The 13,370-nt window shown below is 59.4% G+C and carries 12 protein-coding genes and 1 tRNA gene; 10 read left to right on the forward strand and 3 right to left on the reverse strand.

The genetic code is table 11. The features are described 5' to 3' along the window. The first annotated feature begins 41 nt into the window (after nt 1-41). Nucleotides 42-1,358 (forward strand): amidohydrolase, encoded by a 1,317-nt coding sequence (locus tag ABD827_RS11860; RefSeq protein WP_344964973.1) that lies wholly within the window; start codon nt 42-44, stop codon nt 1,356-1,358. Nucleotides 1,359-1,480: 122 nt separating this feature from the next. Here ABD827_RS11860 and ABD827_RS11865 read toward each other — a convergent pair whose 3' ends face one another. After that, entirely contained in the window at nt 1,481-2,383 is a 903-nt protein-coding gene (locus tag ABD827_RS11865) for a LysR family transcriptional regulator (RefSeq protein ID WP_344964974.1), read from the reverse strand. Nucleotides 2,384-2,490: 107 nt separating this feature from the next. Between ABD827_RS11865 and ABD827_RS11870 the strand changes: the two genes are divergently transcribed. From ABD827_RS11870 to ABD827_RS11910, 9 genes are all read left to right on the forward strand, one after another. Continuing rightward, complete coding sequence (locus tag ABD827_RS11870; RefSeq protein WP_344964975.1) at nt 2,491-3,609, forward strand: muconate/chloromuconate family cycloisomerase; 1,119 nt, start codon at nt 2,491-2,493, stop codon at nt 3,607-3,609. Nucleotides 3,610-3,645: 36 nt separating this feature from the next. Further along, nucleotides 3,646-3,936 carry a muconolactone Delta-isomerase gene (gene catC / locus ABD827_RS11875; protein WP_298718016.1) on the forward strand — a complete coding sequence of 97 codons (291 nt, stop codon included), beginning with the start codon at nt 3,646-3,648 and terminating at the stop codon, nt 3,934-3,936. Nucleotides 3,937-3,997: 61 nt separating this feature from the next. Then, nucleotides 3,998-4,927 carry a catechol 1,2-dioxygenase gene (catA, locus tag ABD827_RS11880; RefSeq protein WP_344964976.1) on the forward strand — a complete coding sequence of 310 codons (930 nt, stop codon included), beginning with the start codon at nt 3,998-4,000 and terminating at the stop codon, nt 4,925-4,927. Nucleotides 4,928-5,046: 119 nt separating this feature from the next. Then, the gene (locus tag ABD827_RS11885) at nt 5,047-6,423 is read left to right on the forward strand and encodes a Rieske 2Fe-2S domain-containing protein (RefSeq protein ID WP_344964977.1); all 1,377 of its coding nucleotides are present in this window, start codon (nt 5,047-5,049) and stop codon (nt 6,421-6,423) included. Continuing rightward, complete coding sequence (gene benB, locus ABD827_RS11890; protein WP_344964978.1) at nt 6,420-6,905, forward strand: benzoate 1,2-dioxygenase small subunit; 486 nt, start codon at nt 6,420-6,422, stop codon at nt 6,903-6,905. The genes ABD827_RS11885 and benB overlap by 4 nt, the downstream gene beginning before the upstream one ends. Before the next feature lie 19 nt (nt 6,906-6,924). After that, the gene (benC, locus tag ABD827_RS11895) at nt 6,925-7,953 is read left to right on the forward strand and encodes a benzoate 1,2-dioxygenase electron transfer component BenC (RefSeq protein ID WP_344964979.1); all 1,029 of its coding nucleotides are present in this window, start codon (nt 6,925-6,927) and stop codon (nt 7,951-7,953) included. After that, entirely contained in the window at nt 7,950-8,729 is a 780-nt protein-coding gene (gene benD, locus ABD827_RS11900; RefSeq protein ID WP_344964980.1) for a benzoate diol dehydrogenase BenD, read from the forward strand. Before benC ends, benD begins: the two co-directional genes overlap by 4 nt. A gap of 105 nt (nt 8,730-8,834) precedes the next feature. Next, entirely contained in the window at nt 8,835-10,178 is a 1,344-nt protein-coding gene (locus ABD827_RS11905; RefSeq protein WP_344964981.1) for an MFS transporter, read from the forward strand. A 79-nt stretch (nt 10,179-10,257) separates the two neighbouring features. Continuing rightward, entirely contained in the window at nt 10,258-11,457 is a 1,200-nt protein-coding gene (locus ABD827_RS11910; protein WP_344964982.1) for a benzoate/H(+) symporter BenE family transporter, read from the forward strand. A gap of 611 nt (nt 11,458-12,068) precedes the next feature. Here the strand turns inward: ABD827_RS11910 and ABD827_RS11915 are convergent. Next, nucleotides 12,069-12,145: transfer RNA gene (locus ABD827_RS11915), tRNA-Asp, on the reverse strand. A gap of 124 nt (nt 12,146-12,269) precedes the next feature. After that, entirely contained in the window at nt 12,270-13,364 is a 1,095-nt protein-coding gene (locus tag ABD827_RS11920; protein ID WP_344964983.1) for a hypothetical protein, read from the reverse strand. Between the last annotated feature and the right edge of the window lie 6 nt (nt 13,365-13,370).

A 13,370-nucleotide genomic window follows, 5' to 3' on the forward strand; every position in this document is an offset into this window, starting at 1 on the left:
TCCCGTCCATCCACTGTAGCGTAACTAAAAAGGATCTTGTTATGAATAGAATCCCACGTCTGAAACGTACCGGTCTGGTCATGGCGATAGCCGGCCTGCTGGCCATGCCCATGCTGGCGGGTGCGGCTTCCAGTAACACCTTGCCGGCCGGAGTGCAGAGTCTGGTAGAGCAGGTCACTCCAGAGGTGGTGTCTTGGCGCCGCGATATCCACCAGCATCCCGAGCTGGGCAACCGTGAAACCCGTACCGCCGGCCTGGTGGCCGAACACCTGACGTCGCTGGGGATGCAAGTACGCACCGACATCGCCCATACCGGTGTAGTCGGCATACTGAAGGGAGCGAAAGAAGGCCCTGTGGTCGCGCTGCGCGCAGACATGGATGCACTGCCGGTCACCGAAGACACCGGACTGCCCTTCGCATCCAGGGTAAGAACCGAATACAACGGCGAGGAGGTAGGCGTGGCCCATGCCTGCGGCCATGATATGCATGTGGCCATTCTGATGGGCGCCGCCCAGGTGCTGGCCGAGATGAAGGATGAACTGGCCGGTACCGTTATCTTTGTATTTCAGCCGGCGGAAGAAGGTGCTCCTGTGGGTGAGGAAGGCGGGGCCGCGCTGATGTTGAAGGAAGGCCTGTTCGGCGACCTGAAGCCGGAGGCCATGTTCGGTCTGCATGTCATGACCAGCCCGCTGGGCGAAATTTCGGTACGCAGCCAGGGGCAGCTGGCCTCGTCGGATCAACTGCACATCACCATCAAGGGCAAGCAGACCCATGGCGGCATGCCCTGGAACGGAGTGGATCCCATCGTGACCGCCAGTCAGGTAATCATGGGCTTGCAAACCATTCCGGCTCGCCAGCTTGACGTCACCAACACCCCCTCGGTGATCTCCATCGGTGCCATCAAGGGCGGTGTGCGCGGTAATATCATTCCCGATGAGGTGGTGATGGAGGGAACAATACGTACCTTCGACAACACCACCAGAGACGAGATCCACCGGCGTATCGAACGGACCGCGGTGAATATTGCCGAAAGCACCGGGGCGACGGCTGAGGTGAAGATCAACAAGGGTTATCCGGCTACCATCAATAATCCCGAGTTGACCACTGCCATGGTCCCGACCCTGCAGCGTATCGCCGGCGACAAGTTCCGCGAAGCGACCCGCAGCATGGCGTCCGAGGACTTTGCCTATTTCGCCAGTGACATCCCCAGCATGTACTTCTTCCTCGGCACCAGACCAGAGGGACAGGCGCTGGCCTATCCCAATCATTCGCCCAGGTTCAATCCGGATGAAGGGGCGCTACCGATTGGCGTCAGCGCCATGACGGCCCTGGTGCTGGACTACACCAACAGTCATTGATACTCGCCACGGCGTCATCAATATCGGGTGACGCCGTGTTACAGCTAAATCAGTTATTGCCGTCTCTGGGCTGCCAAGTACTCAAGAAGCGGCCATAGAGAACGTATTCCATACTGGCAACGTCAGGGGTAGCGGCCGCTCAGCCGGTTCTCGACCAGCTCCGCCAGTATGGTGTTCACCAGCCGCATCACCGCATTGGGGTTTTCACCGCGGCGACGCGAGGCGATCACCGGCGTGGTGATGTTCTCATCGGCCACCGTCACGAACTCTACCCCTTCACGCCGCAGTTTCTTCACCTGCTCGGGCACCAGCGCAAAGCCCATGTCCGACGCCACCAGTGACAGCGCCGTCTGCAAATCGTTGACCTGCTGAATCACCTGCACCTTCAGGCCCCGCCGATGAAACAGCCCCAGTGCCACATCGGAAAAATTGGGCCCGGCCCCCGCCGGAAAGGTCACCATGGGCACCTCCGCCAGTTGCTGCATGGTCGGCACCTGCTTCGTCAGGGGATGAGCGGCCGGCAGGGCGGCAATCAGGGGTTCATTGAACAGCACTTCCTGCTCCACGTCCGGATCCTCGATGCTGATGCGGCCAAACCCGATGTCGATCTTGCCGCTCTTGAGCGCGTCGATTTGCTCTTGAGTCTTCAACTCGTGCAATACGATTTCCAGGTTCTTGTTGCGGCGCAGACGACGCACCATCAAGGGTAACTGACCGTAGAACACCGACGGCACAAAGCCGATGGAAAAGACCGTCTTGCGATGCTGAGCCACCTGGCGCGTCCCTTCGATGCTGGCATCGAGCCTGTCCATGATCGAATGTACCTGCTGCAGAAAATACTGGCCACCCTGAGTCAGCTCCAGCCCCCGGGCTTTGCGAATAAACAACTGTACCTCCAGTTCCTCTTCCAGTTGCTTGATCTGCCGGGTCAACGGCGGCTGGGCAATAAACAACTTCTCGGCGGCCCGGGTCAGGTTCAACTCTTCGGCCACCACCACGAAATATCGCAGGTGCCTCAACTCCATCCATACCCCCAGGGTATCACTCGCAACTTAATCAATATTGGTTCACATTCATTCAACATCATAACCTTCCAATAACAAAGCGTCATACGGTAACACCGGGAGATTACATGTCAGCAAGCATCCAGTCCATTGAAGCCATCCTGGTCGATATTCCGACCATACGCCCGCACCAGCTTTCCATGACCACCATGGGGGTTCAGACCATGGTGATCGTCCGGATGAAAGACTCAGATGGTCTGGAGGGACTGGGAGAAGCCACCACCATCGGCGGCCTGGCCTACGGCCCGGAAAGCCCCGAAAGTGTCAAACTGACCATAGACACCTACTTCAAACCGTTGCTGATTGGCCAGGCCGCAGACAACATCAATACCCTGCGGGTAAGGCTGAACAATGCCACCCGGGGTAACAACCTGGCCAAGTCCGCCATCGAAACCGCCCTGCTGGATCTGCAGGGCAAGCGCCTGAATCGCCCGGTGTCGGACCTGCTGGGCGGCGCCGTGCATCAACACCTTCCCGTGCTCTGGACCCTGGCCAGCGGCGATACCGCCAAAGACATCGATGAAGCCCACAGCCTGATTGCCGCCAGACGTCATTGTGATTTCAAGCTGAAGATCGGCTCCCGTGCCCTGATGGACGATGTGCGCCATGTGGCCGCCATCAAGGCGGCCGTGGGTGACAGTGCCAGCGTGCGGGTCGATGTCAACCAGGCCTGGGATGAGGCCACCGCCGCCAGAGGCATGGCCGAGCTGCAGGCCGCCGGTATCGATCTGGTCGAGCAACCGACCCCGATGAAGGATCTGGCGGCGCTGGTGCGCCTGTCCGAAAAGTTCCATCTGCCCATTCTGGCCGACGAAGCCGTGGCCGATGCAAAAGACATGTTCAGTCTGGCCGCCGCCGGCTTCGCCGGTGCCGTGGCGCTGAAAATTGCCAAGGCGGGCGGCCCGCTGCGGGCGCTGGAAGTGGCCAGGGTGGCCGAGGCCGCCGGTATCGGCCTCTATGGCGGCACCCTGCTGGAAGGCACCATCGGCTCCGTGGCCGCGCTGCATGCCTGGTCCACGCTCGACAAAATTCACTGGGGGACCGAGATGTTCGGCCCGCTGCTGATGAAGGACGACATCGTGGTCAAGCGATTGAACTTCCATGACAACGGCGTTGCGCTGCCCACAGGCCCCGGTCTGGGCATAGAGATAGACGAAGACAAGCTGACACACTATCGCCGGAAATAAACGCCGACGCCAAAATATCCAAACGGAGAAAGCATCATGCTGTTTAAAGTCGAGATGAAGGTAAATATCCCCCATGACATGCCGGCCGACGTGATTGCCGACATCAAGGCCCGGGAAAAAGCCTACGCCCAGGAACTGCAGACCCAGGGCAAGTGGCGCCACCTGTGGCGGGTGGCCGGCAGCTACGCCAACGTCAGCATCTTCGATGTGGCCGATAACGCCGAATTGCAGGATTTGATCAGTGCCCTGCCCCTGTTTCCCTACATGGACATCAGTGTCGCGCCCCTTTGTCGGCACCCGTCCTCCATCCACCTGGATGACCGTTAAGCAAACAGAAATACCCTTCGACCAAATAACTACATAACAAGACACGCAAGGAGTCAGAGCAATGTCAGTCAAAACCATGGAAACGCAGGAAGTCATCACGCTGCTGGAAAAAGTGGCAGGATTCAATCAGTCCGGCGGTAACGACCGGGTCAAGACCATAGTGCACCGTGTGATGCACGACGTATTTCAGATCATCGAAGACCTGGATATCACGCCGGAAGAGTTCTGGAGCGCCGTTTACTACATCAACGAGCTGGGCAAAAACGGCGAAGCCGCCCTGCTGGCCCCGGGCCTGGGGATGGACAAGTATCTGGACATCCGCATGGATGCCGAAGACGAACAAGCCGGCCTGTCCGGTGGCACCCCACGCACCATCGAAGGTCCGCTGTATGTGGCCGGTGCCCCGGTTTCCGACGGCTTCGCCCGCATGGACGACGGCACCCAGCAAGGCGAGACCATGATCCTCACCGGCCAGGTCACCGACGAAAACGGCCAACCGCTGGCCGACACCATCGTCGACATCTGGCACGCCGATCTGAAAGGTGCCTACTCCTACTTCGATCAGTCCCAGAGCGAGTACAACCTGCGCCGCCGCATCAAGACCGACGCCGACGGCCGTTACACCGCCCGGAGCATCATTCCGTCCGGCTACGGCTGCCCGCCCGAAGGTTCAACCCAGGCGTTGCTCAACCAGCTGGGTCGTCACGGCAACCGCCCTGCGCATATTCACTATTTCGTATCAAAGCCGGGTCACAAGCATCTGACCACCCAGATCAACCTGGCCGGTGATCAGTACACCTTTGATGACTTCGCCTTCGCCACCCGCGAAGAGCTGGTGGTAGACGCCGTGCGTGTCGAAGATGCGGCCGCCGCCGAGCAATATGGCCTGAGCCAACCGTTCACCCGCGTGGAGTTCAATATCCGTCTGGTGTCTACCGACAAGGCCGAGCTGCAGAGCCGCCACGAACGCCTGCGCGCCCTGGAAAGCTGAGCCAGCGGCTCCTGAACCTTTAATAACACGCTGTTTGTGAGCCGACCGCCTGCCGTTAGCAGGCGGTCGGATACCACACAGGCCCGAAAGGCCGGCAACGCCAGATGGAGTAACCAAACATGACTCGCCAACTCGACCGACTCGAAAACAAGATCCGGGGTGCGGTGGAAGCCGATCCGACCACCGGCCACTATCGCTGTGACCGTGGCGTCTTCACCGATCAGCAACTGTTCGACCTGGAGATGAAACACATCTTCGAAGGCAACTGGGTTTATCTGGCCCACGAAAGCCAGCTGGAAAATCCCGGCGATTATTACACCACGACCGTCGGTCGCCAGCCGGTGGTGATCACCCGCACCAAGGAAGGCGAGCTGCAGGCGTTGCTGAACACCTGCTCTCACCGTGGTGCTACCCTGTGTCGCAAGAAGCGCGGCAACAAGGCCTCCTTCACCTGCCCCTTCCACGGCTGGACCTTCAAGAACGACGGCAAGCTGCTGAAAGCCCGCGACCAGAAGAAAGGCGGTTACCCGGAAAGCTTCAGCAACGACGGCTCCCACGATCTGAAACGGCTGCCGAAGTTCGAGTCTTACCGCGGTTTCCTGTTCGGCAGCCTGAATGCCGACGTGCTGCCGCTGACCGAGTACCTGGGTGAAACCACCAAAATCATCGACAACATGGTCGATCAGGCGGAAGACGGCATCGAAATTCTGCGCGGCAGCTCTACCTACACCTACGAAGGCAACTGGAAGCTGACCGCCGAAAACGGCGCCGACGGCTATCACGTTGGCACCGTGCACTGGAACTACCTGTCCACCATGGGCCAGCGTAACTACGAAAAAGGCGGCACCGAGGCCGTGGATGCCAAAAGCTGGTCCAGCGAAGGTGGCTTCTATGGCTTCGAGCATGGTCACATGATGCTGTGGACCCGGCTGACCAACCCTCAGGTACGCCCCGTGTTCAACCAGTTGGCACGACTGCAGGAAAAAGTGGGCGACGCCCGCGCCGACGCCATCGTCAATACCACCAAAAACCTGTGCGTATATCCCAACGTCTATCTGATGGATCAGTTCTCCACCCAGATTCGGGTGTTACGTCCGATTGCCGTCAACAAGACCGAGATCACCATCTACTGCTGGGCACCGAAAAACGAGCCGGCGGCAGATCGCGCCAAGCGTCTGCGCCAGTACGAAGACTTCTTCAATGTCAGCGGCATGGGTACCCCGGATGATCTGGAAGAATTCCGCGCCTGCCAGGAAGGTTACGAAGCCAGTGGCCTGAAATGGAATGACATGAGCCGGGGCGCCAGCCACTGGATTGAAGGCCCGGATGCCGGCGCCGACGCCATCGGCCTCAAGCCCCTGCTGAGCGGTACCAAGCCGGAAGACGAAGGCCTGTACGTGACCCATCACCAGCACTGGGTAAAAGAGATGCTGCAGGCGGTAGAGACCGAGCGCGCCCAGCTTATTTCCATCACTTCCATGGAGGACTCCGAATGAACTTCGAACAGATTCAGGCGTTTATCTACCGTGAAGCCCGTCTGCTGGACGACCGCCAGTGGGACGAGTGGCTCACCTGCTACAGCGAAAACGTCGTGTACTGGATGCCGGCGTGGGACGACGAAGACCGGCTGACCGAGAACCCGCAGACCGAGATTTCGCTGATCTATTACCCGAACCGTGATGGCCTGGAAGATCGGGTGTATCGGATCAAGACCGAACGCTCCGGTGCCAGCTCCATGCCGGAGCCGCGCACGACTCACCAGACCAGCAACCTGGAGATCCTGTCCCGGGAAGGCAACCAGGTGAAACTGCGCTTCAACTGGCAGACCAACAGCCATCGCTACCACAAGACCGAAACCTTTTTCGGTACCTCCTTCTATACCCTGGATATCGGCGGCGACCAGCCCCTGATCACCGAGAAGAAGGTAGTTCTGAACAACGATTACATCAATCAGGTGATTGATATCTATCACCTGTAATTGGTGGGGAGAAACCAAAATGAGTTACAACATCGCGCTCAACTTTGAAGACGGCATTACCCGCTTCATCCGCTGTAATGAAGGGGAAACCGTACTGGATGCGGCCTACCGCAACCAGATCAATCTGCCGATGGACTGCTCCGACGGCGTATGCGGCACCTGCAAGGGTAGCTGCCACCAGGGCAAGTTTGACCTGGGTGACGAGTACATCGACGAAGCACTGACCGACGATGAAGCCGAGCAGGGCATGATTCTGACCTGCCAGATGGTGCCCGCCAGCGACTGTGTGGTGGAAATCCCCGTTGCGTCCACCATGTGCAAGACCGGCATCGCCAGGGTCCAAGGTACCGTACTCGAGGTGAACCTGGTTTCTCCCACCGCCATCGAACTGAAAGTAGCCGCAGAAGACGATATTGCCTTTCTGCCGGGCCAGTATGTGAATATCCAGGTGCCGGGTACCGAAGAGACCCGTGCCTATTCATTCAGCTCCAGGCCCGGCAGCCGGGAACTGAGCTTCCTGATCCGCAACGTGCCTGGCGGCCTGATGAGCAGTTATCTGGTTGGTCAGTGCAAGGCCGGAGATTCGCTGACACTCACCGGTCCCATGGGCAGCTTCTACCTGCGCCCGGTGGAACGTCCGGTGTTGATGCTGGCCGGCGGTACCGGCCTGGCGCCCTTCCTCGCCATGCTGGAGCACCTCAAGGTCAACGGCACCGGGCAGCCGACCCATCTGATCTACGGTGTTACCAACGATGACGATCTGGTGTGTATCGAGGCGCTGGAGCAGTTTGCCGCCGGAATAGAGAACTTCAGCTTCAAGACAGTGGTGGCCAGCGCCGACAGCGCTCATCCGCTCAAAGGCTACGTGACCAACCATATGCAGGATGCGCCCATCCATCACGGCGAGGTGGATGTCTACCTGTGTGGACCGCCCCCCATGGTGGACGCCGTGCTGGGCTACTTCCGTGACCAGGGCATCAAACCGAATTCCTTCCATTACGAGAAGTTCAGCCCCAGCGTCTCTGCGGTGGCGGGAGCGGTCGCATGAAGCCGCGTTTCACCGACAAGGTGATGGTGATCACCGGTGCCGCCCAGGGTATCGGCCGGCGCGTGGCCGAACGGGCGGCAGAAGAAGGTGCCCGGCTGGTGCTGGTGGATCTGGCCGATCATGTGCTCGAGCTGACGACCGAGTTTAACCAGCAGGGCGTAGAGGCCATCGCCGTGCAGGCCAACCTGGAAACCTGGGATGGCGCCGACAGCGTGATGACCAAAGCCGCCGCGCATTTTGGTGGCATCGACATCTTGGTCAACAACGTCGGCGGTACCATCTGGGCCCAGCCTTACGAACATTACAGCCCGGAACAGATCCAGAAAGAGGTGCAGCGGTCGCTGTTTCCCACCCTCTGGTGCTGCCGAGCCGTATTGCCCTATCTGCTGAAACGCGAGGGAGGCGTCATCGTCAACGTGTCTTCCGTGGCCACCCGCGGCCTGATGCGGGTGCCCTACGCCGCGGCCAAGGGCGGGGTCAACGCCCTGACCGTGGCGCTGGCGTTCGAATACGCCGAACTGGGTATTCGGGTCAACGCCACCGCTCCCGGTGGCACCGAAGCACCCCCTCGGCTGACCCCGCGCAATACCGAAACCCAGGGCGAGCGCGAGCAACAGTGGTACCAGACGCTGGTGGATCAGACCAAGGCCACCAGCCTGATGCATCGCTACGGCACCCTGGATGAGCAGGCAGGTGCCATCCTGTTCCTTGCCTCCGACGATGCCAGTTATATCACCGGTACCATACTCCCCGTCGCAGGCGGGGATCTGGGCTGATGTAAAGAAGGCTGCCCAACGGAAAGGGCAGCCTTTTTGTATGAACGGGAGGGATAGATTCCCTCGGACTCCAGACTTAAGGATAATATTCGGAGTAATACCGCAATGAGAAATATCGATGTTAATGCAACCATAGATAACGCCAGCTTTACCCCCTTTCACTGGAAGGTGCTGTTCTGGTGTTCCCTCATCATTATTTTCGACGGTTACGACCTGGTGATCTACGGCGTGGTGCTGCCACTGCTGATGGACCAGTGGGCCCTCAACCCCTATGTGGCCGGCCTGCTCGGCAGCAGTGCCCTGTTCGGCATGATGTTCGGCGCCATGGGCTTCGGCATGCTGTCGGACCGGCTCGGACGCAAGAAAACCATCCTTATCTGCGTGGTGCTGTTCAGCCTCACCACCTGCATCAACGGTCTGGTCACCAATCCCTGGCAATTCGGTATATTGCGCTTTATCGCCGGCCTGGGGATCGGTGGCGTCATGCCCAACGTGGTCTCCTTGATGAGTGAATACTCGCCGAAGAGAAGCCGCAGTACCCTGGTGGCACTGATGTTCAGCGGCTATGCGGTAGGTGGCATGATGTCTGCGGGTCTCGGGATCTGGATAGTGCCCAACTACGGCTGGCAGATCATGTTTTATCTGGCGATCGTGCCCCTGCTGCTGCTGCCGCTGATGATCAAGTACCTGCCCGAATCCGTGGCCTTTCTGATGGCGCAAGATCGCAAGGAAGAAGCCCGCGCGCTGCTGCAGAAGGTGGATCCCGCCCAGCAGATTACCAAGCAGGACCAGCTGATAGCTCCCCCGGCCAATGTGCAGAAGGCGCCGGTACTGGAACTGTTCCGCGGTGGCCGTAACCTGAGCACCCTGATGTTCTGGACCGCCTTCTTCTGCTGCCTGCTGATGGTGTATGCGCTGGGCTCCTGGCTGCCCAAATTGATGTCTGCCGCCGGTTACGAGCTGGGCTCCAGCCTGATGTTCCTGATGGTGCTCAACATCGGCGCCATCGTCGGGGCCGTGGGCGGTGGCTGGCTGGCCGACCGTTTCTCGCTGCGATCTGTGCTGGTGAGCTTCTTCCTGCTGGCGTCCGCCTCGCTGGTGTCGCTCGGTTATCCGCATCCCATGTGGCTGCTGTACAGCCTGATGGCCGTGGCCGGGGCCACCACTATCGGCTCGCAGATACTGCTGTACGCCTATGTAGCCCAGTATTACCCGGCCAACATTCGCTCCACCGCCCTCGGCTGGGCCTCGGGCATCGGCCGTAACGGCGCCATTCTGGGCCCCATGCTCGGCGGTACCCTGCTGGCGCTGGCCTTGCCCCACCAGATGAACTTTCTGGCACTGGCCGTGCCCGGCGCCATCGCCACCATCGCCATTGCCCTGGTGGGTCGGCGTCAGGCTGCCACCGACCAGGCAACCGATGGCACCAGGGTCGCCGCCGACAGCTGATTGCCGGCCAATGACAAAACAGCCTCGGCCTATGCCGGGGCTGTTTTTATTGTTCACCCTGATTCAAAGGAGCTGAATTATGTCGTCCTTTCTGCGTGACCTGTCGCTACCCGCCGTCGCCGCCGGCTTTCTTGCGGTACTGGTGTCTTATGCGGGGCCGCTGGCCATTCTGTTTCAGGCCGGTGCCGGCGCCGGCGTTTCCGCCCCCATGATGACCTCCTGGGTGTGGGCCATTTCGATCGGCGCCGCCATCTCCGGCATACTGCTGTCGCTGTGGCTGAAGGCACCGGTGGTCACCGCCTGGTCGGCACCGGGCACCGCCCTGCTGGTCACCCTGTTTCCCGAGTTGTCCCTTAACGAAGCGATCGGCGCCTATATTACCGCGGCCGCCGTTATGCTGCTTATCGGCGTTTCCGGCCTATTCGATACCATTGTCCGCCTCATTCCCAAGGGCGTCGCCGCCGGCATGATGGCCGGCATTCTGTTCCAGTTCGGCGTGGGGGCCTTTACCGCCATAGAAACCTCGCCGGCGCTGGCCATCGGCATGCTCATTGCCTATGTGTTTTTTCGCCGAATGTGGCCCAAGTACACCCTGGTCCTGCTGCTGGTCGTCGGAATTATGCTGGCCGTGTTGTTTGAAGGCGCTTCCCTTTCCGGCATTCGCTGGGAGCTGGCCACGCCACAATTCATCAGTCCGCAATGGACCCTATCATCCACCCTCAGCCTGGCCATACCGCTGATACTGGTCAGCCTGACCGGGCAATTCCTGCCGGGCATGGCGGTGTTGCACAACGCCGGTTATCCGGTCAGCACCAAACCGGTGATCGGCATAACCAGTCTGGTATCGCTACCCATGGCCTTGTTCGGCGGTATCAGCATAGTGGTGGCCGCCATTACCGCCGCCATCTGCGCCGGTAAAGATGCTCACGAAGATCACGACCGCCGCTATGTGGCCGGGGTGTTCAATGGCTTCTTCTATCTGGTGGGCGGCCTGTTTGCGGGCACCATTGTCAGCCTGTTCACCTCCCTGCCCCCGGCCTTTATCGCGGTGCTGGCGGGGCTGGCTCTGCTCGGTGCCATTACCAGCAACTTGTTGACCGCACTGGACAATGCCCGCGAACGCGAAGCATCCTTGCTCACCTTTATCGTCACCGCCTCCGGCCTGTCTCTATACGGGCTGTCATCGGCGCTATGGGGCGTGATCATCGGCTATGGCGTGCATCTGGTGCTGACCCACAGCGTGAGCATGGGTGAGAAAAACCTGTGGTCTTCTAGGTGAACAGGGACACTGGCTCTGGGTCACCAAATGGCACGAGGGGTGGTTTGACAATATAGGAAAGGATGAATTTACTGAATAACAGACAGCAAAAAGCCCTTATACCAATTTGAATAAAGATCTGATCATTTTTAAACTTCGAGCTCAGAGGCAACACAGTCGACTCCCTCGACACGCCATAGACCCATCCGTGGGGGCTCGGAAATGCCGTCCATGGCATTTCACGGTCGTGGGAGCCGCTCTCTGTTGCCTCTTCTTAAGCACCGAGTTGTCTGTAGACGGTGCTAACAGACAACTCGGTTGCATCAAGGAGGACAAAGGGATCTGCTCAGCCGACCATCCGCGCTACGGATGGCGCGGCTGAGCCTCCAGGGAGGGATTCACGGCGGGTCGGGGGAGCGGGCCCTTTGCCCGACTTTTATACAAAAATGAAATAGATCATTTATTTAGTGGGATTGGTATTAGCTATCAACTAGCTAAGGGCTTCTTAACTTTGGCGAAGTGGCAAACGCACCGCGTTTGAAGGCGAAGGCGCGCAGCGCCGACTTCATCCAGCAGGTCCGGCGCAGCCAAACGAAAAAAGCCACCTGTTAAGGTGGCTTTTTTCTGGAGTTTGGCGGAGCGGACGGGACTCGAACCCGCGACCCCCGGCGTGACAGGCCGGTATTCTAACCAACTGAACTACCGCTCCGGCGCCTGATGCTATCGCTTCAGACAGGGCGATAATAGAGTCGTTCCGGGCGGCGGTCAAGACTGAAAAAGCCCCTTTTTTGCCGTTCGACCATTTATTGCCCACAACTCCCGATAATAGGGAGTTAACTCTGCTGTTCCGGGCTGTTTTTCCGCCTGCCAATTATTTTTTTGCGCAAAAACCAACCAGTGGCCAGTAACGCCGTTAACAACGTTATTCCTGCCAGCAGGTAGATCATGGACAAGCCTGTTTTTACCGGAGGCGTCTCGACGGCAGCCACGCTGACCGGGGGGCTGACCCGGATCACCTGTTCCATCAGATTGAGCTGGACTTCACGCCCCTCGCGGGTGGTGGCGAAGGCACGTCCCTGCCAATAGTAATTACCGGGGTCGACCGCATCCGGCAAACGAATGTTCGCCCCCGTGCCCGATACCGCCATGCTCTGCCGGTCCGGTGTGGTCAGCTCTCCCGTGACCACCAGTGAATCCGGCAGCAGAACACTCGCGGCGGTCACCTTCATCTGCCACTTGCCATTGGCGTCCGGCGTGGAGAATCCAAGCGTGACCGGCATGGGATAAACCAGCACCGGTTGCTCGTGAGTGCGTGCCAGTACCCGGTTGCTGATTTGGGCCTGAAACAGGTACTCGCCCGGCAAGGTATCGACCAGCACTTCTGCCGTCAGCTTGCCGTCCGAGGGATAGGCATCCAGACCGGTACCGTCATCGGCAAAGTCGCCGATGACCAACGGCACCGGGGCAAAAGCCGATGTTTCATCCTTGTCCGGCTTGATCAGCTGCGCCCGCAGCGACAGGTCTTTCAGGTAATAATTGGCATCCAGCCGAGTATCCTGATGGCGCAACTCGGCGTCGAGCTTGAACACTTCGTGCTGAAAAATCCGCTCCGGCAGAGGCGCCAGTTGCACCTCGAACACACTGAGCAGTGAAATGCCCCTGTGCCGGTTGATTTTGCCGGTCGCCTGCCAGGGGCCGGGCTCCGGTTGCCACAGGGTAATCACATCCCGGTTGGCGGTGGCAGCCCAGCTGACGTTATCCGGATGATCCTGATAGTAGTATTTGCTGCCATCGGGCCGGATCAACACCACAGGAGTCGTTGCCGTTTCCCGTTCGATCAGCAGGGTAATGGAAGAAATGGACGGATCGATACGAAAGGTGTTGCTCAGCCAGCGGGCACTCTGCTCACCGGCATGGCTTGCCGTCATCGCAAA

Source organism: Oceanisphaera sediminis, assembly GCF_039539745.1.
Classification (GTDB): domain Bacteria; phylum Pseudomonadota; class Gammaproteobacteria; order Enterobacterales; family Aeromonadaceae; genus Oceanimonas; species Oceanimonas sediminis.

Bases quoted from the DNA above. Each gene is read 5' to 3' on its own strand.
- ABD827_RS11865 (WP_344964974.1), bottom strand. From the start codon at position 2,383: ATGGAGTTGAGGCACCTGCGATATTTCGTGGTGGTGGCCGAAGAGTTG.
- ABD827_RS11920 (WP_344964983.1), bottom strand. From the start codon at position 13,364: ATGACGGCAAGCCATGCCGGTGAGCAGAGTGCCCGCTGGCTGAGCAAC.
- ABD827_RS11905 (WP_344964981.1), top strand. From the start codon at position 8,835: ATGAGAAATATCGATGTTAATGCAACCATAGATAACGCCAGCTTTACC.
- ABD827_RS11860 (WP_344964973.1), top strand. From the start codon at position 42: ATGAATAGAATCCCACGTCTGAAACGTACCGGTCTGGTCATGGCGATA.
- benC (WP_344964979.1), top strand. From the start codon at position 6,925: ATGAGTTACAACATCGCGCTCAACTTTGAAGACGGCATTACCCGCTTC.
- catA (WP_344964976.1), top strand. From the start codon at position 3,998: ATGTCAGTCAAAACCATGGAAACGCAGGAAGTCATCACGCTGCTGGAA.
- benB (WP_344964978.1), top strand. From the start codon at position 6,420: ATGAACTTCGAACAGATTCAGGCGTTTATCTACCGTGAAGCCCGTCTG.
- benD (WP_344964980.1), top strand. From the start codon at position 7,950: ATGAAGCCGCGTTTCACCGACAAGGTGATGGTGATCACCGGTGCCGCC.
- ABD827_RS11885 (WP_344964977.1), top strand. From the start codon at position 5,047: ATGACTCGCCAACTCGACCGACTCGAAAACAAGATCCGGGGTGCGGTG.
- ABD827_RS11870 (WP_344964975.1), top strand. From the start codon at position 2,491: ATGTCAGCAAGCATCCAGTCCATTGAAGCCATCCTGGTCGATATTCCG.
- ABD827_RS11910 (WP_344964982.1), top strand. From the start codon at position 10,258: ATGTCGTCCTTTCTGCGTGACCTGTCGCTACCCGCCGTCGCCGCCGGC.
- catC (WP_298718016.1), top strand. From the start codon at position 3,646: ATGCTGTTTAAAGTCGAGATGAAGGTAAATATCCCCCATGACATGCCG.